The sequence below is a fragment of the Paucibacter hankyongi genome (genome assembly GCF_037482915.1).
Classification (GTDB): domain Bacteria; phylum Pseudomonadota; class Gammaproteobacteria; order Burkholderiales; family Burkholderiaceae_C; genus Paucibacter_A; species Paucibacter_A hankyongi.
This window is the reverse complement of the sequence record NZ_JBBHJX010000011.1, coordinates 61,449-82,130: the sequence shown is the minus strand read 5'-3', so window position 1 is coordinate 82,130 and position 20,682 is coordinate 61,449. Positions and strand designations below refer to the sequence as shown.

At 65.3% G+C, this 20,682-nt stretch carries 14 protein-coding genes; 3 read left to right on the top strand and 11 right to left on the bottom strand.

Going from position 1 to position 20,682, the window contains the following annotated elements; translation table 11 throughout:
* Positions 1 to 4 precede the first annotated feature (4 nt).
* Positions 5 to 604, bottom strand: a complete 600-nt coding sequence (locus WG899_RS15995) for a hypothetical protein (protein WP_339596653.1) — start codon at positions 602 to 604, stop codon at positions 5 to 7.
* 232 nt (positions 605 to 836) lie between these two features.
* On the opposite strand from WG899_RS15995, the gene WG899_RS15990 reads away from it, so the two are divergent.
* A complete protein-coding gene (locus tag WG899_RS15990) occupies positions 837 to 1,577 on the top strand; it encodes a substrate-binding periplasmic protein (RefSeq protein WP_339596652.1) in 741 nt (246 codons plus the stop codon).
* A gap of 163 nt (positions 1,578 to 1,740) precedes the next feature.
* On the opposite strand, the gene WG899_RS15985 is transcribed toward WG899_RS15990, so the two are convergent.
* From WG899_RS15985 to WG899_RS15975, 3 genes are all read right to left on the bottom strand, one after another.
* The gene (locus WG899_RS15985; RefSeq protein ID WP_339596651.1) at positions 1,741 to 2,304 is read right to left on the bottom strand and encodes a 4'-phosphopantetheinyl transferase superfamily protein; all 564 of its coding nucleotides are present in this window, start codon (positions 2,302 to 2,304) and stop codon (positions 1,741 to 1,743) included.
* 34 nt (positions 2,305 to 2,338) lie between these two features.
* Complete coding sequence (locus tag WG899_RS15980) at positions 2,339 to 6,367, bottom strand: Pls/PosA family non-ribosomal peptide synthetase (protein ID WP_339596650.1); 4,029 nt, start codon at positions 6,365 to 6,367, stop codon at positions 2,339 to 2,341.
* Positions 6,368 to 6,580: 213 nt separating this feature from the next.
* Positions 6,581 to 7,597, bottom strand: coding sequence for a zinc-dependent alcohol dehydrogenase family protein (locus tag WG899_RS15975; RefSeq protein ID WP_339596649.1), 1,017 nt, complete (start codon positions 7,595 to 7,597; stop codon positions 6,581 to 6,583).
* 170 nt (positions 7,598 to 7,767) lie between these two features.
* Between WG899_RS15975 and WG899_RS15970 the strand changes: the two genes are divergently transcribed.
* Complete coding sequence (locus tag WG899_RS15970) at positions 7,768 to 8,691, top strand: LysR family transcriptional regulator (protein ID WP_339596648.1); 924 nt, start codon at positions 7,768 to 7,770, stop codon at positions 8,689 to 8,691.
* A gap of 39 nt (positions 8,692 to 8,730) precedes the next feature.
* Here the strand turns inward: WG899_RS15970 and WG899_RS15965 are convergent, their stop codons facing one another.
* From WG899_RS15965 to WG899_RS15935, 7 genes are all read right to left on the bottom strand, one after another.
* Positions 8,731 to 10,008 carry an FAD-dependent oxidoreductase gene (locus WG899_RS15965; RefSeq protein WP_339596647.1) on the bottom strand — a complete coding sequence of 426 codons (1,278 nt, stop codon included), beginning with the start codon at positions 10,006 to 10,008 and terminating at the stop codon, positions 8,731 to 8,733.
* A 22-nt stretch (positions 10,009 to 10,030) separates the two neighbouring features.
* Positions 10,031 to 11,182, bottom strand: coding sequence for an alpha-hydroxy acid oxidase (locus WG899_RS15960; protein WP_339596646.1), 1,152 nt, complete (start codon positions 11,180 to 11,182; stop codon positions 10,031 to 10,033).
* Positions 11,183 to 11,268: 86 nt separating this feature from the next.
* Complete coding sequence (locus WG899_RS15955; protein ID WP_339596645.1) at positions 11,269 to 12,204, bottom strand: LysR family transcriptional regulator; 936 nt, start codon at positions 12,202 to 12,204, stop codon at positions 11,269 to 11,271.
* A 104-nt stretch (positions 12,205 to 12,308) separates the two neighbouring features.
* On the bottom strand, positions 12,309 to 14,981 hold the full coding sequence (locus WG899_RS15950) for a TonB-dependent receptor (RefSeq protein ID WP_339596644.1): 2,673 nt from the start codon (positions 14,979 to 14,981) through the stop codon (positions 12,309 to 12,311).
* Between the two features lie 84 nt (positions 14,982 to 15,065).
* Positions 15,066 to 16,304, bottom strand: coding sequence for an MFS transporter (locus tag WG899_RS15945; protein ID WP_339596643.1), 1,239 nt, complete (start codon positions 16,302 to 16,304; stop codon positions 15,066 to 15,068).
* Between the two features lie 11 nt (positions 16,305 to 16,315).
* Positions 16,316 to 17,260: a carbohydrate kinase family protein gene (locus WG899_RS15940; RefSeq protein ID WP_339596642.1), complete on the bottom strand. Its 945-nt coding sequence runs from the start codon at positions 17,258 to 17,260 to the stop codon at positions 16,316 to 16,318.
* Between the two features lie 66 nt (positions 17,261 to 17,326).
* On the bottom strand, positions 17,327 to 18,577 hold the full coding sequence (locus tag WG899_RS15935; RefSeq protein ID WP_339596641.1) for an ROK family transcriptional regulator: 1,251 nt from the start codon (positions 18,575 to 18,577) through the stop codon (positions 17,327 to 17,329).
* Between the two features lie 196 nt (positions 18,578 to 18,773).
* Here WG899_RS15935 and WG899_RS15930 point away from each other — a divergent pair, with 196 nt between their 5' ends.
* Positions 18,774 to 20,648: a glycoside hydrolase family 9 protein gene (locus WG899_RS15930; RefSeq protein WP_339596640.1), complete on the top strand. Its 1,875-nt coding sequence runs from the start codon at positions 18,774 to 18,776 to the stop codon at positions 20,646 to 20,648.
* Positions 20,649 to 20,682 lie beyond the last annotated feature (34 nt).

Below are 20,682 nucleotides of genomic sequence, written 5' to 3'. Positions count from 1 at the left end.
GCCCTCAGGCGGCTGGCGTCGGCACACTCAGTAACGCCGCCAGCAGCAAGGACTCGGCCAACACCTCGAAGGCCTCTTCCAGCTCCGCAATCGGATAGGGCATGGCCCACTGGTCCACCAAGATCGCCCATAGGCCGCAAGTGATGCTGGCCAGCAGCAGGCCGCGCGTCAGCCGCCACGGCATCGCGCGCACCATGAAAGCCACGGCAATGGCCCCCAGCAGCGCCACCATCAGCATCGGCAGCTCACGCACCCAACCGAGTTCGCACCACGCGCTCAGTTCATGGCAGCGGTACTTCCAGAGCTCATGCAGCATGAACTGCTCATCCAGCGCCAACACAAACATGGCCAACGCCAGCCAGCTGCCGAGCCGACGCGGCAGCCCGCCGTCAGCCAACAAGCGCAGCGACAGCACCGAGAGCGTCAGCAAGAGCGCACTCGACAACCACGACACTGGCGAGGCATCGGAACGAAAAGCCCGCTCCCACCCCGGGTAGGCGAGCCAGGCGCTGATCAGCATGAACAAGCAAGCGCCGAGCAGCGCGAACAAAGCGCTCCAACCATGACGATGTGGCGGCTGCTCGCGGGAAGGGTGAAAGCTCATGGCGGCGATTGTCTACGAGGGCTTAGGCCCGAGCGGCACGACGCGTTTCATCGCATCGCCCGATGCCTCCGCAAGCGTGGGCTGCTAAACCGTAAAAACCCGCCATGCCCGGTCGCTAAAGTGACTTGCCGATTCAAGACCAAGAGGACAAGATACGACACGTGATCATCGTGATGTTGATTGGGAGTAGATTTTGGTCAACAGCAAACCCAGAGTCAGCCGGTTTCGAATCTTGCTCACCGCATTGGCCTTGGCGTCATGCCCAAGCGCTGATGCCCAGCCCCAAGCACCCATTGTCATCAACGTCGAAAACAGTGCAGGGCCCTATTCCCGCGGCGAAAACGGCAAGCCGGTCGGGCTTGCCTATGAGCTTGTCGCTGCCGTTTTTTCGGAAGCCAAGATCAATGTCGAATATCGCTTGATGCCTTACGCGCGCTGTATGGCGCAAACGAAACGCGGCAACGGCGCAGGATGCATAACCACGGCGAAAAACAAGGAGAACTTGGCTGACTTTGCCTGGCACTCCAAACCCTTTGTTCAGCAAAAAATGGCCATCGTGGTGCGTGCCGAATTTGGGGAAGGCAGTCTCAAACTCAACGATCTTTACGGGCACAAAGTGATCGCGGTCAATGGCTACACCTATGCGGATGACTATTACATCGCCAAGCCCCATCTCAAGTTGGAAAACGCGGTGAACGATGTTGTCGCTTTGCAGATGCTGAAGAAAAAGCGTGCCGACTACGCCATTCTTGAGGAGCGCATCATGGCCTTCAATATGGCGACCGAGCCGGTTCTCAAAGCGCTGGGCGGCAAGTTCCGGGTGGCAGGCTACCTCAATCCGCTCGACGGCTATGTGTCGTTTTCAAAGACCGAACCAGGGCTCGAAAAACTCATCACCGCTTTTGATGAGGCGCAGGCGCGCTTGGAGCGCTCTGGCGCATTGGCGGCCATTCTGAAGCGCCATGACTTCTAAGCCGAGCGGACAAACAGGACTCGGCGAGAACCGCTTCCTCCCACCGCGCTGAATCAACGGGGTTCTACGCACACCCTTTGTTAAGCGCACGCCCCTCCGCCCCAGCGGATGCAGCATAAAGAGATCCTTCGCCTGGACACAAGCGAGAAACTACTTCGACATATCAGGCGGGAGGCAGCGCCACACAAGCCACCCAAGGTCGCGGCAGGGCCAGCGCTTGGGTCGTCGCCAGCGGCAAGCCCTGATCGAACTCAACCTGCCATTCACGCAAGCCCTGACCCCGTAGCTTGAGCCAGGCCTCATGGGCGGCCCAGGCCTGCGCGAAGCCGGCGCCGTCTTGCGCGAGCAAGTGGGCATGGACTTGCGGGCCTAGGTAGTCGCGCGCCACCGCCTGCCAATCGGGCGGCGTTTCGTCGCGCACGAGGTCGATGCCGACCGGCCCCTGCAAGTTCACTGCCGCCAGCGAGAGCCCGGCCTCGTGGCTAAAGGAAAGACCGACCAGGTCGATCAGGCCTCTGAGGCCCGGTCCCTCCAGGCGGGGCGGCTGGCCCGGCGTTGATTTGATGTCGATGCTCTCCAGCGGCAGCGCCAAGCGCGCCGCCAAGGCCTCGCGCAGCGCAGCCCGCAGCTGTGCCCGGGCCTGCGGACGCGGCAGCTGCGGGTCGAGACGCAGCGCGAGCACAAAGACACTTGCGCGCAGGTCTATCGCCTCAGAGGGCCAAAACACAAGCGACAGCGCCGAGGCCTCCATCCGCCTCCCCTCAAGCGCGCTGCGGCCCCGCCGGGCAACCGCTCCAGGCCGAGCCGGCCGGGATGCTCTCGCCCTTCATCACCAGGGTCATGGCGCCCAGCCGTGCATCATCACCGACGCTGGCGCCGTAGAGCACCGTGCTGCGCGGGCCGATGTTGACGCGGGCGCCGATGTGCACATGGTCGATCTTCATCACACGGTCTTCGAACAAATGCGTTTGCGGACAAGTCAGTGCGTTCAACTCGCTGTGGTCGCCGATGTGCACGCAATCGAATTCGGTGATGTCGGTGGTGTCGAGATAAACGCCGCGGCCGATCTTGGCGCCGAGCAGCTTGAAGGCCAGCGGCAGCCAGGGCGTGCCGCGCAGAAAGCGCAGAAAGTTGGGCACCGCAATGCCCTCAAACAAATTGGTGGCTGCCTCGGAGATCCAAACAAAGGGCGTCCACATCGGCGTGGCGCGTTGGCGGTAGCGCCCCAGCAGCAGCCACTTGAACAGCGCCACAAAGACAAAGCAGGCCAGGCCGAACATCAAACCCGAGGCGGTCAGATCCCAGGCCACGCCCAGCCATTGACCGTCGCTAGCCTCGGGCATCACATCGAGCACGATGGTGTAGCCGGCCGAGATCACGATGGCATGCGGCGCCACGATGCGGAAGCTCTCCACCAGCGTGCGTCCGAGCCGGCGCACCCACGAGGGCTTGAAGGTCAGCGACTCCGGGTAACCCGCCACCGCCTCGCGCGCCGGCAAATGAATCGGCGGCGTGCCCAGCCAGGTGTCGCCGCTTTGCATGCGCTCGCCATCGGGGGCGCGCGAAAGGACGCCGATCAAGACGTTCTCGGGGATGGTGGTGCCGTCCGGCACATAAGTGCCGTTGCCCACAAAGCTGCGGCGCGACACCACGGTGGGCTGCATCGTCATCCAGCCACCGTCGATCTCTTCATCGCCCAGCAAGACCGCGTCGGCGATAAAGGTCTCATCGCCCAGCGTCAGCATATCGGGCACCACGCCCAGGGCGGTGGAGATCTCGGCGCCCCGGCCAACGCGCGCGCCCAACAAGCGATACCACCAGGGCGAGAACACCGTGGCATAGACGCCATGCAACACCTGCAGGCTGGACTCTTGAATCTGGTTGACCAGCCACTTGCTGCAGTAGACCCAGCTGTGCACCGGCCAGCTGCCGCTGTGCAGGCGCGGCAAGATGCCCCAGCGAATGGCGGCCGACAAGAGCGCCGTCACCACGATCAAGACCGCGCTAGCGGGCAGCGCCAACAGGAAGTAACGCAACAGCTGCAGGGGCACCCAATCACCTTGAAGCCAGGCGATGGAGCTCAGCTCGTCCAGGTTGTCGATCAACATGAAGGTGGGGAAGACCGGCAGGAAGAACAGCGTAGCGATCAAGAGCGCGCCGGTGACGAAAAACAGCCCTTCCAGCGCCCGCCACCAAGCGCTCACCCGCGGACGCGGCCGCAAGCTGGCCGGGTCGAAGGCGCCGACATCCCGCGCCGGCGAGCCGGTCCACACCCGTGCGGGCGGCACCCGCTCACCGGCGCTCAAGGCCGACTGGCCCTGCAGATGAGCCCACGCTCCCACCTGGGTATCGCCCTCCAAGACGCAGTAGGAGCCCACATAGGCTTGCGGCGCAATGTCGATGCGGCCCAGCAGCAACTCGCCATGCAACACGCGGGCATTCTCCAGATTGACCGCATTGCCGATGCTGGCGCCGTCGCCGACGCTCAAGAGCTCCGGCGCGCGCAGGGTGATGGAGCCGATCAAGACGTCCCGGCCGATACGCGCCCCCAATGCGCGCAGCCACCAGACATGCAAGGACGAGCCGCTGAGCAAGTACACCGGCGCCGCCTCCAACAAACGGTCGGCCAGCCACCAGCGGAAGTAGCTGAGGCCCCAGAGCGGATAGCGGCCTGGTTTGAGACGTCCGGCAATCAACCATTTGCCGGCAATGGCCACAGCAAACTCCAGCACCGTCACGCCCAGGAAGACGGCCACCGACATGCCCACCGCCACCCAAACGGAATCGGCCGGGTCGCCGGTGAAGTAATGGAAAGTGAAGAAGGGCGCCAGCCACTGCGCCATGCGCAGCGCCACCAGCACCGGCACCATCAAGGCCTGGGCCAAGCCGCAGCGCCAACGTCGCCAGGCCGAGGGTGGTTGCCAGGTCGGCATGCTTGAGTCGGCGCCCGAGCCCTCATTCGGCGCCGGGGCTTGCATTGCCTCCAGCACCTCGGCAATCGCTCCAATGCGCCGGCCTTGGTAGATGTCTCGCACCGTCAACCCGGCAAAGCGGGGCTGGGCACGCAGCGCCGAGGCCAGGCGCGCCGCCAGCAAGGAGTGGCCGCCCAGGTCGTTGAAGAAGTCAGCCTCGCGGCGAATCGCCTGGCCGGGGAACAAGGTCTTCAGCGCTGCGAAAAGCGCCGCCTCGGCTTCGCTGCGAGCCGCGTCGTCCTGGCTGGCGTCCTCAGCCTCCTGAACCAGCGGCAAGGCCCGCAGCGCATGACGATCAATCTTGCCCGAGGTCAGCCGTGGCATGGCCGGCAGCCAAACATAACGCGCCGGCACCATGTACGGCGGCAAGACCTGGGCCAAGGCTTGGCGCAGAGTTGCGGCCGGCAGAGTCGCGGCCGGCAAAGCTTCGGCTGCATCGGCCACCAGATAGGCCACCAATTGCTCCAGGCCGGCATCGCTGCGCAGCAAGACCGCCACCGTGCCCACGCCCGGCTGCTGCGCCAGCAAGGCCTCGATCTCACCCAACTCCACACGGAAACCGCGAATCTTCACCTGGTCATCAACCCGGCCCAGGCAGTGAATCTGGCCCTGCTCGTCGATGCGCGCCAAGTCGCCACTGCGGTACAGGCGTGCATCCCCCGCGCCGCTAGACCAAGGGTTGGGCAGAAATTTTTGCGCCGTCAGCTCCGGCCGGCCCAAATAGCCGGCGGCAACGCCGGGGCCGCTGATGCAAAGTTCGCCGGTTTCGCCGAAGGGCTGCAGGCGCAGGCCGTTTTCGACATCCGGCGCAATCACCATCAGCTGGTAATTGGGCAAGGGCTGGCCAATCGTGACGGCGTCGCCAGCGCGCAACTCAGCCATGCTGGCACTGACGCTGGTCTCGCTCGGCCCATAGCTGTTGAAGACCTGGCGGCCGGGCCGCGCCCAGCGGGCCACCAGCGTCTCGGGGCACATCTCGCCGCCCAGATTGATCAGGCGCAGGCCCGGCACGTCTTGATTGAACAGCGCCAGCAAGGTGGGCACCGCATGCAGCACCGTCACGCCTTGTTCGATCAGCGCCAGCGGCAGCGCATCAGGGTCGGCCGCAATCTCGCGCGGCGCCAGCCACAGCGTGGCGCCTACAAGAAAGCTGATCCAGATCTCCTCAAACGACATGTCGAAGGCGACCGAGAAACCTTGGTAGACCGTGTCTTCGGCGCGTATGCCCAGCAGCGCGTTCTCGCTGCGCAGAAAGTGGCAGATGCTGGCCTGGCTGATGGCAATGCCCTTGGGCTTGCCGGTCGAACCCGAGGTGTAGATCACATAGGCCGGCTGCTCGGGCTGCGCCGTCTCGCGGCGATGCAGCGGGGCCTCGTGAGGCATCAGCAGTTGTTCGGCGGTCCAGACCGGCCCACCATGCACCGCCAAGCGTGGCGCGAATTCGGCGCAGCTCACCAGGCCCAGCGCTTGCGCATCCTCCAGGCAGGTGAGCACGCGCTCCAGGGGGGTGTCGGCGTCACTCGGCAGCCATGCGGCGCCGGTTTTGGCAATCGCCAGTTGCATCACCAACAGCTCGATGCCGCGCGGCAGCCACAGGCCAACGATGTGGCCGGGCCGCAGGCCCGCCTCGATCAAACGCGAAGCGGCGCGGTCTGCGGCGCCGTTCAATTCCGCATAGCTGAGCGCACGCGTGCCCTGGCGCAGCGCGATTTGGTCGGGCAGGCGCTGCGCGGTGGCCTCAAACAGATCGGCCAGCACTTCATGGCGCAGCAAATCGGGCCTGGCGGGGCCGCGAAGAATCGGGAACTCGGTGGTCAAGTGGGGGACGGCGGGCAAGATAGGCAAGAAGGGCCGGTTCAGCGGGCAGGCTAGACGGCCAAACCGCAGACCGTTGCCGCCGCCAGCAGGGGACAGACCGCTATCGTAGTGGGTCTGCGCCCCCGCCTGCGCCATCCAGCCACCGAGCAGGCATCGGAAACCTCAGCGGATGACCGAGATCAAGTCCCGTCGCTGAGCGAGGCTAGGCTCGCCTCACGCGGCCACCTCGATGACGATCTTGCCGAAATGCCCGGCCTGCTCCATCAACTCAAAGGCTTCGCGGGCCTGGGCGAAGGCAAAACGGCGGTCGATCACCGGCTGGATCTGGGCCACGGCGGTGAAGCGGCAGACCTCCTCCAGCATCGCGCGGCTGCCCACGAACACACCGGCCAGGCGCTTGGCACCGCCGATCAACATCGCCGGATTGATCTGGCCGTCAAAGCCGCTGACGCCGCCGATGATGGCCACCGTGCCACCCATGCGCGCGCTGTTCAGTGAGCGTAGCAAGGTGTCTTTGCCGCCCACCTCCAGCACCAGATCGACGCCCCGGCCTGCGGTCAGGCGCAACACCTCGTCTTGCCACTCCGGGTGCGTGCGGTAATTGATCACTTCATCGGCGCCCAGGGCGCGGGCGCGGTCCAGTTTTTCGTCGCTGGAAGAAGTGATCAGCACGCGCAGTCCGGCCGCCTTGGCCAGTTGCAAGGCCCAGATCGAAACGCCGCCGGTGCCCAGCAGCAAGACCGTGTCGCCCGGCTTCACGCGGCCCTCCACAAACAGTGCATTCCAGGCCGTCACCGCGGCACAGGGCAGAGTCGCGGCCTCGGCGTAGCTCAAGTGGGCCGGGATAGCCACCCAGGCTTCTTCATGCCAGGTCACCTCTTCGGCCAACATGCCGTCGCCCTCGCCACCGAGCGCTCCGCCGGTGTTCTGCGGCGTCGGGCTGCCTTGCTGCCATTGGGGGAAGAAGGAGCCGACCACCCGATCACCCACCGCCCAACGCTGCACCGCCGAACCCACCGCAATCACCTCACCGGCGCCGTCGGAGCCGGGCACCACGCCGGCGGCCTTGACGGCCCGGTACTGCCCCTTCACCACCATCAGATCGCGGTAGTTCAGCGACACCGCATGCACCCGCACACGCACCTCCTGCGGGCCCAGCGGCGCGCTCGGCAGATTCACTCGCTCCAGACCGGCCAAGTTTTGACCCGGGACCACTCGATAGGCTTGCATCATCATTTCCTTGTTCAATCGAGCCCCTGATGGGCTCCTGTACTTCCTTGCGGGCGGCGGCGGCGCCGTCTTCAACACCCTGGTCGGCATCTTATTAATTCCAAAATGTCTCTGGTGGCGCATTTTGCTAACATCTCTGTAGCTGATTTGGAACCAATAAAGCCAAAACCATGAATGACCGACTGACAGGTATCAGCGCCTTTGTGGAAGCGGTGGAAGCCGGCAGCTTTGCGCTGGCCGCCGAGCGCATGCAGCTGACCCGCTCCGCGGTGGGCAAAAGCATCGCGAGGCTGGAACAACGCCTGGGCGTGCGCCTGTTTCAGCGCACCACGCGCAGCCAAAGCCTGACCGATGACGGCCAGGCCTATTACGAACGCTGCGTGCGCGCGCTGGCCGAGTTGGACGCCGGCCATGCCGCGCTGGACAGCGGCAAGTCGGAACCGGTCGGGCGCCTGCGCGTCACCGCGCCGGTGCTGTTCGGGCGCCATTGCGTGGCACCGCTGCTGCTGCAGCTGACGCAGCAATTCCCGCAGCTGAATGTCGAGATGTCCTTCAACGACCGCAATGTCGATCTGGTCGAAGAGGGCTTTGATCTGGCCGTGCGCATCGGCCCACCGGCCGACAGCGCCACCCTGGTGGCGCGCCGCTTGGCGACCCAGAACATGGCGATTTGCGCCGCACCGGCCTATCTGCAAGCCCATGGCAAGCCGGACAAATTGAGCGAGCTGACAAGGCATGCCGGCATCGCCTACGGCCGCAATGGCCAGGCCAGCCCTTGGCGCGTGCGCGATGAACACGGCCAGCTCTGTACGCCGCAGCCGCAGATCCGCTTGATCCTCGATGACATTCAGGCGGTGGCCGACGCCGCGGTGGCCGGTGCCGGCCTCGCTTGGCTGCCCTGCTGGCTGATGGCCAAACATGCGCGCGCCGGCGAATTGCAGCCGCTGCTGGACAGCGCCGACGTGCTGCCTTCCGAGATCCACGCCGTGTGGCCGCAGTCACGCTACTTGCCGAGCAAGACCCGCGTCGCCATCGATGCCTTGGTGGCGGGCATCCCGCGCATGATGGGGGAACTTGAACAGGCCGCGCGCTGAGGCCCTAGCGGGTCGCGAGCCAAAGATCCGGGCGCGGGATCAGCCGAGCGAGCCCAAATGCCGGGCCAAGCGCTTGCCCAGGCAGAGCAAGGTGACCGTCGGCGGCAAGCCCCAGGGCTCGGGGATGACCGAGGCGTCGCAGACATAAAGATGCTTCAAGCGGCTCTGCAAATTGGCATCCACCCCCTCGCCGATACGCACACTGCCGCCGGGGTGGGCAGCAAAGTGCCAGGTCTTGAAGATGTTTTTCGCGCCGGCCTGGGTGAGGATTTTTTTGGCCAGGTCCACACCCTGGGCCAGTTTGGCGCGGTCGCTGGCCTGCAGCGATTTGTTGACGGAACGCGGCCCAATGCGGCCACCGATTTCATCGCGCACCTTGACCATCAGCGTCAGCGTGCGGCGGTGGGCCAGCAGGCGGTCGAAGCGCCCGACCTGGGCGGCAAAGGCCGCGTACATCGGCTGCGGCAAGGTCATGTCGGCGAGCATGATGCCCGCGTCGGCCAGATGCAAGCCGGCCGCCATCGGCACCTCGGCGCCGCCATCCAAATCCGCCACGCTGCCCATCACCGCCACCACCGGGTCGCTGAAATGACGCGGCTCGGCGCTGACCACGCCCGAGGCCTGCAGCAGCCGAGGGCTGGCGATGCCGCCGCCGGCCAGAATCACTCGCGACGCCAGCGCTTGTCGAAGTTCGCCGTGCTGCAGGAACTCGACCCCGCAGGCCTGACCGTCACGCGCCAACACCCGCGTGACCCGTGCCGAGCTCAGCAACTGTGCGCCGGCGGCCTGCGCATCCTCGAGATAGTTGCGCGCCGTCCACTTGGCGCCGAAGGGGCAGCCATAGGCGCAACGCCAGCAGCCGCTGCGGCAACGCTCCGCCACGATCATCTTGTCGAGCTTTTGCCAGGCCAGACCGAGCGAACGCGCGCCCTCGCCGATGCGCTGAGCCAAGGGGCCAATCAAGCCATCGGGCAGCGGGGCCATCGGAACTTCGCGACGCACCTCGTCCAGCGATGCCTGTAAATCATCAACACCGTGGCGGGCAAACAGCGCCAGCGGTGGTGGCATGGCGGTGGCGAAATTGATCGCCGAGCTGCCGCCCAGCGTCGCCCCTTGCAGCAATAGCGAGGCATCACGGTTCAGGAACAAGCCACGCCCGGGACGCGCCGCAATCGACATCATCTGCGCCAGGCTGCCGCGCAAGGGCGCGTCGCTACCCTGTTCCAACACCAACACGCTTTGCCCTTGCCGCGCCAGCTCGCGCGCCACCGTGGCCCCGCCCGGCCCGCTGCCAACGACAATGAAATCGGACTTCAAGAGCGGCGCCACCATCCTGGCCTCAGGACTGGAAGCTGCCCGGCAGCAGAATGCCGCGATCAACGTTTTGAATATCGGTGTGGCCGGTGAAGGCCATGGTCACATCCAATTCCTTGCGGATGATCTCCAGGCAAGACCTGACCCCTTCTTCGCCCAGGGCGCCCAGGCCGTACAGAAAGCTGCGACCGATCAGGGTGCCGCGGGCGCCCAGCGCCCAGGCCTTCAGCACGTCTTGGCCGGAGCGAATGCCGCCATCCATCCAGACCTCGATGTCGCGGCCCACCGCCTCGGCAATCGCCGGCAGCGCATGGATCGACGAGGGCGCGCCGTCCAGCTGACGGCCGCCGTGGTTGGAAACGACCAGCGCATCGGCGCCGCTATTGGCGGCCAGGCGGGCGTCCTCGGCGTCCATGATGCCCTTCAGGATCAGCTTGCCGCCCCAGCGCTTTTTGATCCACTCGACATCGGCCCAGCTGAGCGCCGGGTCAAACTGCTCGGCCGTCCAGGCCGACAGCGAGGACATATCGCCAACGCCCTTGGCGTGGCCGACGATATTGCCGAAGCTGCGGCGGCGGGTGCCGGCCATGCCCAGGCACCAACGCGGCTTGGTCATCAGGTTGAGGATATTGGCGAGCGTCGGCTTCGGCGGGCTCGACAAACCGTTCTTGATGTCCTTGTGGCGCTGGCCGAGGATTTGCAGATCCAGCGTCAGCATCAGGGCCGAGCAGTTGGCGGCCTGGGCGCGGGCGATCAGGCGTTCGATGAAGTCGCGGTCGCGCATCACATAGAGCTGGAACCAGAACGGCGCCTGCGTGGCCGCGGCCACATCTTCGATCGAGCAGATGCTCATCGTCGACAGCGTGAAGGGCACACCGAAGGCTTGGGCCGCGCGGGCCGCCAGGATCTCGCCGTCGGCATGCTGCATGCCGGTCAGCCCGGTCGGCGCAATCGCCACCGGCATGGCCACCTCCTGGCCAATCATGCGGGTCTTGGTGCTGCGGTTTTCCATATTCACGGCGACCCGCTGGCGCAGCTTGATGGCCTGGAAATCGGCCGTGTTGGCGCGGTAGGTGGACTCGGTATAGGAGCCGGAGTCGGCGTAGTCGTAGAACATCCGCGGCACACGTTGCTTGGCCAGGACGCGCAGGTCTTCAATGCAGGTGATCACGGGCATGGTGGTCGGGTTCCGCTGACTTTGGGGAAGTGAATACTTTGGCCGCGATGCTAGACCAGCCAGCCCCGGCCCGGCCGGAAAAAACTTCAGCGCAGGGCGGAAGATCGCTCCGCCAGCGCCCTGCAATGCCCCATCAACCATTCGGCAAAGGCCTGGGCCGCGTCGGCCGCGCTGTGGGACAGCAGGTAATAGGGCGTGGCGGCCGGCACCTGCAACTCAAACAAACGCAGCAAGGCGCCGCTGCGCAAAAAGGGCTCGGCCAGACTCGGCCGCCCCAGCACCACGCCCTGGCCACAGGCAGCCGCTTCCAGCGTCAGGCCCAGGTCAACAAAGCGCGTGCCTTGCTGCGGCTCGGGCCAGTTCAACCCGGCCGCGCGCAGCCAGGGCGACCAGGCTTGCAGCGGCGTGCGCAGCAAGGTGGTGCAAGCCAAATCGGCAGGCTGCTGCAGGGCCGGCAATCGCTGCAACAAGGACGGCGCAATCATTGGGGTGACACAGTCTTGCATCAGCCGCTGTGCCACGGGCCCTGCTTCCACGGCCGAACCCAGCTCGGTGGCATCACCATTGCGGATCTCCACATCGGCCAAGGGCCCGGCTTCGTCGAGAAAGGGGATGCTCAGCAACAGCTCCAACTCCAGATCCGGCCGCAGCCGATTGAACTCGGGCAGGGCCGGCACAAGGATCTGCCGCGCAAAGGTCGGTGGCGAGCAGACGCGCAGCCGCTGCTGGCGTTGCGCCCGGCGCTGATGCTGGGGCATGGTGGCCAGCAACGCCAGCGCCGCGCGGGTCGGCTCAAGATACTCCTTGCCTGCCGCACTCAGGGCCACCGGCTTGCTGGAGCGGTCCAGCAGCACATTCCCCAGCAAGTCCTCCAGCGTGTTGATGCGCTTACCGACGGCGCTGGCACTGATGTTCAAGGCCGCGGCGGCACGCTCCAGGCTGCCCAGTCGCGCCACCGCCTCAAAGGCCCGCAGGCCATCGATCGAGGGGAAGCGGATATCGTCGTGCAACGGTGGGTTCATGGCGCCACTTTAGCGGCCACGCTCACGGCAACAAAAGAGCCACCGCGAGGGTGGCTCTGTGGTGGCAAGAAAGGGACTCTCTGGCCCCTTCCGAGCGAACTGACTCAATACTCGATGCCGGCGCGAATGCCGTAGGTGCGCGGATCGTTCCAGGTCGCCTTGACCCAGCCGTCGCCCCCTAACAACGAGTTCTTGGTCATGACATTGCCCAGGTTCAACACATAGGCTTCCACATGCCAGTTCTTGGGCGACACCAGCTTGATCGAAGCATCGATCTTGGTGAAGGCCTTCTGGGCGTCCGAGATGTGCGCGTTGTCCAGATTGCGCAGCGTGAAGTACATCTTGTCTTGCCACTTCACCGAGACCCAGGGCGTCAGCCGGTAGCCGCCGTCGAAATTGAAGTCCTGCGCGAAGTTGAAGCCCAGGCTGTACTTGGGGGCCAGCGGCAATTGGTGGCCGGTGATGTCAAGGACATTGCGGCCGGCCAACGTCGGATCGCTGCCCGTGTAGGTGTCGGGGCAGGCCGGGGCGCCCATGGCGGCGCGGTAGTCGCACTGCCAGTTGTCGCTGAAGCTGGGGTAGTCCTTCATCTTCGTACTCAGGTACGAGAAAAAACCGCCCAGACGCGCGCCGGACCAGGGCTTGTAATCCAGTTCCAATTCCAGGCCGGCAATGTCGACCACGCCGACATTGATGGTTTGCCAAGTGTTGTGAATATCGCAGCCGACCGAATTGGCCGGGCAGGCATTCTCTGGCTTGAACTTGGTCATGAAGGCGTCGCCGGTGACCTGCATATCCTTGTACTTGCTGTAGAAGGCGGTTGCCGACAGGCTCAGGCGGTTCTCCAGCATCAAGCCCTTGTAGCCCAGCTCAAGATTGGTGACGGTTTCGGGCTTGTAGGGCAAGAAGGTGGTCTTGCCGGCATAGGGCCCGATGCACTCGTGCTCCATGCAGAAGGTGTCCTTGTCGCCAAAGCCGCCGGCCTTGTAGCCGGTCGCCAAGGAGCCGTAGACCATGTCCTTGGGCGTGATCTGCTTCATCAAACCCAGGCGGTAGGTGAACTTCTTCCAGGTCTCACTGTGGTCGTTGTGCGCCGGCTCGCCATAGCCTGCGTAGGCACCGACGCCCGCGAAGGCGCCCATATCTGCGGTCAGGTCCTTGCTGGTGTGGGGGCGGAAGCCCTCATGGCCGGGCAGGCCAGAGTCGTAATGGCCGTTGTAATAGGCGCCGTCGGATGCGCCATAAGAACCGTAGTTGCGGCCGCCCACATCACCCTTGCTGTCCCAGCTGTAGCGGCCACCCAGGGTCGCGGTCCAGGTCGGCGCGAACTTCCAGTCGGCCTGTGCGAACAAGGCCTTGGAGTCAACGGTACGGTTCGGCTGCGCGAAATAGGCGCTGGTCGGCAGGCCATAGGGGCCGCTCATCAGCATGTCTTGCGCGTAGTTGATTTGGTTCTTCTCGTGCATCCAGAAGGCGCCCAAGACGTATTGCAGCGTGTCGGTCTTTTGCTTGAACTGCAACTCGTGAACGGTCGAGATGTACTTCGAGTCAATGGTGTTCGACGAGTCATCCTTGAAGGGATAGAGGCCCCAGCTCTCTTCGCCGGAATGGTTGGGCACCTCGGCCGTGATCTGGCTGGCCAGGGGGTGATAACCGCCATCATCATCGGTCTGCTGCGAGCGGCGCTGGTCCGCGTAGGCGAAGTTGTATTCCAGCGTGGAGGTTTTGTTGAGGTTCCAGATCAAGCCGCCGCGCACGGTGTCGATGGACATATCGATCTTGCCGGGCACATTGATCTTGGCGTCCCACTTGCCACCGGGGCAGGCGTAGGCGGTGCCGGCGGCCTGGTCGCAGTCCTTCATCATCAACTCACCGGCACCGGAGTTCTGGAACTTCTCGTAGGACAGCGAGGCTTCGATATCGTTGCTGAACTTGGCGCGTGCGCTGAGGCGGCCCGCCCATTGGTCCTTGTTGTAGTAGAAGTTCTTCTTGTCGACCTTGCTGTTGCGGCGCTGGTCCACATCCGGGATGCCATCGGGCTGCAGGCCATGCACAGGGTCATAGACGTCGGTGAAGTCTTGGCTTTGATTGATCCAACCATCGCGCGTGATCTTGCTGAAGGTCGCGCGCAGCGCGAAGTTGTCGCTCAGGCCGATGTTTTGCACCAGGTTGTACTGGCGCTTGTTGTAGTTGCCGAGGTCGAGTTCGGCGGAGCCATAGGTTTCGCCAAATTCCGGCTTGGCCGGAATGATGTTGATGCTGCCGGCGGTGGAGTTGCGGCCGAACAACGTGCCCTGCGGGCCGCGCAGCACTTCGACCTGCTCCAGGTCAAACATCAGCGCCATCGCGCCCTGCGGACGCGGCGAGTACAGGCCACCCACATGCAGGCCCACCGCCGGGTCGCCGATCTCGGTGAAGTTGTTCGAGCTGACGCCGCGGATGCTGACCTGCACGCCGGAGTCGGCGCCGGTGGAGATCTGCATATTCGGCACCGAACCCGACAGGCCGCGCACATCGGTGACGCCTTCGCGGGTCAGCTTGTCTTGGGTGACGGCGGTCACCGCCACCGGCGTTTGCAGCAGGCCGGAGCTGACGCGAGTGGCCGTGACCATCACCGTCGGCAGCTCGTTTTTCTCCAGGCCCTTGTCCTTGTCAGCGGCGCGTGTCGGCGCGGCTGCGGCGGCGCTGTCTTGCGCGCTCGCCTGCTGGGCAATGCAGCTCAAGGCCGCGGCGGCCAAGGCCGTCAAGGCCAGGCGAGAGGGGTGACTCATCTTCATTCAAGGCTCCTGGAAGTATCGAAGGTGTTGAACAGGCGAAAGCAGTCATGCCGTGGCGGCATACGGTGGAAAACGGTGAGAGGGCTAGGCCGGCGATGAAGCCTTGCGGCGCCGGGCGCTGAGCAGCGCAGACAAGCTCATGGTTTCGTTGGGCACCAGCGGGCGGGCCCAGAAGGCCACGCTGAGGATGTAGGCCAGGGTGATGAACACGCTATTCATGGCCATGCGCAGGCCGAGCACTTCGGCCAGCTGCCCCACCAGCATGGGCAGCACTGCGCCGCCGAGGATGCCGGTGCACAAGATGCCGGAGAAGGCGCCGTGGTGCATAGGCACCGAGTTCAGCGCCAGCGAGAAGATCACCGAGAACATCACCGACAGGCAAAAGCCCGCCGCCGGAAAGGCCCACAGCGCCAGGCTCGCGTTGCCGTACAGCGCCGCACCAACGCAGGCCATAGCAGCCAAGACAAACAGCATCAGCACGCGGCGCGAATCCATCAACTTGAGCAGCAGCAAGCCCAGCAGGCAGCCCAGCGACATCAGGCCCCAGAACTGGCCGACCGCGTCGGCGCCCTCGGCGGTGGCGGACAGTCCATGCTGGCTGCTGAGGAACTGCGACATCCAGTTGGCCAAGGTCTGCTCGGTGCCCACATAGGCGACGATGGCGAGGAAGTAACACCACACGTCGACGCGCGCCAAGAGCTCGCGGTAGGCCTTCAGGCCGCCCATGCGCTCGTCTTCTTTCAGGTCCACTTGCGGCAGGGCGAGGCGATGGTTGAGCAGCAGCAGGGCCACAAAGCCAAGCACAAAAGCCCAGTAAAAATCGACCCAAACCAGTGCGCCCGGCCGCGCCATTGGGCGCGCCATCATCCACTGAAAGACCCAGGGGCTGACAAAAGAGGCCAGGCCAAAGACCAGCTGTCCCATCACCGAGAAGAAGGCAAAGTGGGCCTCACCGCCGGCCGTGCGCATCAGCGGGTTGATCACCACCTGCAAGAGCGCCATGCCCAGGCCGATCACGAACAGGCCGCCAATCACCACCGCAAAGACCGGCTGCAAAGCGATCGCCAGCGCACCGACCAGGTTCAGCAAAAAGGCCAGCATCAGGGTGAAGCGCGCGCCGCGCCTCTCCACCAGAATGCCGCCCGGGATCGACACCAAGCCATAGGCCAGAAAGAAGGAGAAGGGCAGAAAGCCCGCCATGCCCAGGCTGAGCTGGAAGTCCTGAATCAGGACCGGCATCAGCGGTCCGATCAGATTGGTCACGAAGGAGATCGCAAACCAGATGACCAGGATGTAGATCACGATTCCGAAACGCTGCGGCATGGCTGCCTCCTTCAAGCCGGCTGCGCCAGCAATTGACTGAACTCGCCCGGCCGAATGCCCTGGCGCGGAAAGCGCGTCAGCACCGCCGTTGCAACCCGACACGCACTGGCCAGCGCCTGCTGCAAAGAGGCGCCCCGCAGCAGCGCCGCCAAATAGCCGGCATTGAAACTGTCGCCGGCGCCTATGGTGTCGAACACATCGGCGGCCTCGGTGGCCTGGCTCAGCTGCAGCGTGCCTCGGCAAGCCAAGGCGCCGCGTGCGCCGGCCTTGACGACCAAGGTGGCCTCGGGGCGCAGCCAGCTTTGCAGAATAGGCATGGCCTGCGCCACCGTGTCCACCGCTGCCAGCTGGCAGACCTCCAACTCATTGAGCAGCAGATGGTCGCAACCGGCCAGCCAGCCGCGCACCTCGGCGCGCACGGCCTCGGTCCAGCCCTCGCTGGGCCAGCCAGTGTCCAGCGCCACTTGGTAGCCCCGTCGGCGCAGTTCGCTCAGCAGCGCCGGGTATTGCTGACGCAAGCGCGGCAAGAGAAAAACACCGCTCAGCAGCACCAGGCTGCCCGGCACCGCTTCGGGCAGCCCTTCCAAGGCCTGCTCCAGCGTGAAGGCGGCGAGGTGGCCCTCGGTGGTGAAGAAGTTGCGCTCGCTGCAGCTGTGCATCAGACCGACCGAGACCGTGGAGGCGCAGTCGCAAGTCGCCAGGTGAGCTTCGACACCGTGGAACTGAGCGCGCAGCCAGACGCCGAAATCATCATTGCCGACGGCAGAGACCAAATGGGCCGGCACCCCCAGGTGACGCAGGGCGAGCACCGTGTTGCCCGCCGAGCATCCTGCCCGCAGCTCGCTGCGCGGCAGGATCAGCTCGGTACCGATCTGCGGCCATTGCTCAAGCATGCCCATGACGAGATCGACGCCGATGTCGCCGAGGGCACAAATAAAAGGTGTGTTGCGGTCCATGGCGCCGACTATAGGTCGGCCGCCATCCACTCGTCAATAATTAAATCCAATGGGTGTGTTTATTATTCAAGCACCCCAGCGGCCGCTGCTGCGGTGCCCCAACATTTCCGCCACATCGGCATCCGGGCGCCGGTCTTGTTGCACCGTCTCCAGCCGAGGCGAGAGCATTTCGTAGATGGGCAGCACGGCGGCCCCCAGGATGGAGCTGTCACCCTGGTGCTCGGAGAGCAGCAGGCGCAGGTCCGGATCACCCACGCCTCCGCGTACCGATCGACGCAGTGGTTGCGCGGCCGCCAGCAGGCGTTGGACCAGGCCCTTGGGCGCACCACCGCCAATCACAATGGCACGCGGATCGAGCATGTTTTCGATCATGCAGATGGCGTCGCGCAGCCGTTCCCCTGCCTGCCGGCACCAGGCGTTGACGGCCTCGTCCTGCGGGTCTTCCAGCCGCGCCAGCAGCTCCGGCGAATGCAGCTGCGGATCGCTGATGCCCAGCGCCTCGGCCAGCGCATGCATGGACACATAGCGCTCCAAGCAGCCCGAGTTGCCGCAATAACAGGACAAGCCCCCCGGCACCACCGGCACATGGCCGATCTCGGTGGCGTTGCCATTGGCGCCGCGGTAGGCGGTTCGATTGGTGACCAGGGCGCCACCCAGGCCGAGGCCGAGATGGAGGTAGAAGAAGTTGTCCAAGGACTTGGCCACGCCGAACAGCGTCTCGCCCAGGGCGCCGGCCACGCTGTCAACGCTGTAGAACAAGGGCAGACGGGCCGCCTCGCGCAGCTCGTCCAGCAGCGACAGATCGGCCCAACCCTCCATGGCCGTGGGCCCGACAAAGCTGATGTCGGTCGCCCCCAGCGGCCCCGGCAGGGCGACGCCAATGCCCCAGAGCCGCTCCCTGGAACCCTTGCGCAGCTGCATCACCTGGGCCAGCATGGCCGCCAGCAGACTCTGCCGCTGGCTGGTGTCGACCTCGATCTCGGTGCGCTCCAGCACGTCGCCGACCAGATTGACCCGCGCCGCCGAGACCCGCCCCGGCTCCAGGCTGACGCCGATGGCGTGCCCCCCCTCGGGGTTCAGCTCGAAGGCAATCGGCGGCTGGCCGCGCGATTTGTCGACCTTTTGCCGGCGCGACACGATCAAACCAATCGACTCCAGATCATTGGTGATATTGGCCACCGTCTGCGGGCTCAAGGACACCATATCGGTGATGTCCTTGCGCGAAGCGGCGCCCTGCTGGCGGATGAAATCCAGCACCACCCGCCGGTTATAGGGTGCGCTGGATTGCTGGGTGGCGCCGCGGCCAATGGTTCGCATGGGTTCGAGTCCTTGTTCTGTCGCTGAAATGATAAGCCAGCACCCGCGGCGGGCCATCGGAGCGGGTACTTGATCGGCTTGTTCAAATCTTAATACTTCTAGTGGTTGTATGTATTGACGGTTTGGTGACAGCTGGTTATGGTCAAGCCAAATACCCAAACACTGCCGTCACAATCCAGCCTTGCGAGAGCCCTTGATGCCCCAGCTTTTCAACGCCGCCATCCTCCCCACCCGCCGCAGCCTGCTGCTGGTGCCGCTGGCCACGCTGCTGATCCCGGCCGCCATCGCCGCGCCGGCCAAGACCGACAAGGTAGAAGGTCTGGTGAGCCTGCCAACCGCGGCCCTGCAGGTGCACCTCAACCAGGTGGCGCTGGAGCGCCTGGGGCCCAAGGTGGCGGTGGTCAGCGCCAAGGGCAAGAACAGCACCGGCCACTACCGGGTGCTGCGCGATGGCCGGGTGCAGGCCGAGGGCCCGCTCAGCGCGCTGCCCGCCTTCGAGGCCTGGACGCCGGGGCGCCAACACTTTGAAGTGGATTTTTCGCAGCTGACCGAGACGGGACGCTACCAGGTGGAGGCCTGGGTCGGCGGGCGCCATGTTCGCTCCCACCCGGTGCAGGTCGAAGACCAAGCGCTGTTCCGGCGTGCGGCCGGTTCGCTGCTCGATTACTTCCGTCAGTCGCGACACCTCGACGAGGGCGACCGCCAGCGCCGCATCTTCGAAACCCAGCGCATTGTCGATGTCTGGGGCGGCTGGCGCGATGCCGGCGGCGACACCGGCAAGTACCTGTCCCACCTCGGCTACGCCAACCACTTCAACCCTCAGCAAGCGCCGATGGCCGCCTGGGTGTTGGCGCACAGCGCGCATGAGGCAGCCGGTCTCTACGCTCGCGCCGGCCTGCTGCGCCAGGCCCAGGACGAAGCCTTCTGGGGCGCCGACTATCTACACCGGGTGCTAGACCCCGAGGGCTATTTCTACACCACCGTGTTTGACCGCTGGGGCGCCGAAGGGGCCGAGCGCATGGTGGTGGGCTACGAGGGCGAGGAGGGCGTTTACACCAGCGGCTACCGCAGCGCCTTCAGGGCAGGCGGCGGCCTGGCCATCGCCTCGCTGGCGCGTGCGGCCATGCTGGCCCAAAGTTCCGGGCGCCAGGGCGAGTTCTCCGCCCAGACCTATCTCAAGGACGCCCGCCGCGCGTTCGCCCACCTGCAAACGCACAACCGCAGCTACTGCGTCAATGGGCAAGAAAACCTGATCGACGACTACACCGCGCTGCTGGCCGCCGTCGAGCTGCGTCGAGCCACCGGCGCGCCCGAGTATTTGCAGGCCGCCCGCGAGCGGGTCGCGCAGATGCTCAAGCGGCAAGACGGCGACGGGCATTTCTACAGCGATGCCGTCGGCCAACGGCCTTACTACCATGCGGTCGAGGCCGGTCTGCCGGTCATCAGCCTGAGCCACTATCTCTCGATCGAGCCCGAGCCGGCGCAGCAGGCCCCGGTGCGCCAGGCCATCGCCAAGGCGCTGGAGGCGCAACGCCGCCTCGACCAAGCCGTCGTCAACCCCTATGGCTACGCCCGCCAGCGCTTCCGCCAAGCCGCGCCGGGCGCTGAACCTGGCCCGGTGCAAACCGGCTTCTTCATCCCGCACCGCAACGAGACCGGCTATTGGTGGCAGGGCGAAAGCGCACGCCTGGCCTCGCTCGGCGCCGCCGCGCTGCTGGGCGGCCGTGCGCTGGCGCCGGCGGGCACGTCCACGGCCGCCAACTTCGGCGTTAACGCCGCTTTGGCGCGCAGCGCCCAAGCGCAGCTCGACTGGATCCTGGGCCGCAACCCCTACGGCATCTCGATGCTCTACGGCTTTGGCGCGCTCAACCCGCCCGCCGCACCTAGCAGCGCTGGCCTGATGCTGCGCGGCGGCGTCTCCAACGGCATCACCGGCGCACCCGACAGCGACGCCGGCGAGGGCATTGCCTTCGCCAACGGCCCGACCGACAACCAATGGCGCTGGAACGAACAATGGCTGCCGCACAGCACCTGGCTGCTGCTGGCGGCCGTGACGATGGCGCAGCCTTAACACCGCAAGGCCGGCGGCTGCCGCAACCCAGCCA

Excerpts from the sequence above, each read along its gene's own strand:
- WG899_RS15945 (WP_339596643.1), bottom strand. The coding sequence starts at position 16,304 with ATGCCGCAGCGTTTCGGAATCGTGATCTACATCCTGGTCATCTGGTTT.
- WG899_RS15940 (WP_339596642.1), bottom strand. The coding sequence starts at position 17,260 with ATGGACCGCAACACACCTTTTATTTGTGCCCTCGGCGACATCGGCGTC.
- WG899_RS15995 (WP_339596653.1), bottom strand. The coding sequence starts at position 604 with ATGAGCTTTCACCCTTCCCGCGAGCAGCCGCCACATCGTCATGGTTGG.
- WG899_RS15955 (WP_339596645.1), bottom strand. The coding sequence starts at position 12,204 with ATGAACCCACCGTTGCACGACGATATCCGCTTCCCCTCGATCGATGGC.
- WG899_RS15975 (WP_339596649.1), bottom strand. The coding sequence starts at position 7,597 with ATGCAAGCCTATCGAGTGGTCCCGGGTCAAAACTTGGCCGGTCTGGAG.
- WG899_RS15950 (WP_339596644.1), bottom strand. The coding sequence starts at position 14,981 with ATGAAGATGAGTCACCCCTCTCGCCTGGCCTTGACGGCCTTGGCCGCC.
- WG899_RS15970 (WP_339596648.1), top strand. The coding sequence starts at position 7,768 with ATGAATGACCGACTGACAGGTATCAGCGCCTTTGTGGAAGCGGTGGAA.
- WG899_RS15960 (WP_339596646.1), bottom strand. The coding sequence starts at position 11,182 with ATGCCCGTGATCACCTGCATTGAAGACCTGCGCGTCCTGGCCAAGCAA.
- WG899_RS15930 (WP_339596640.1), top strand. The coding sequence starts at position 18,774 with ATGCCCCAGCTTTTCAACGCCGCCATCCTCCCCACCCGCCGCAGCCTG.
- WG899_RS15935 (WP_339596641.1), bottom strand. The coding sequence starts at position 18,577 with ATGCGAACCATTGGCCGCGGCGCCACCCAGCAATCCAGCGCACCCTAT.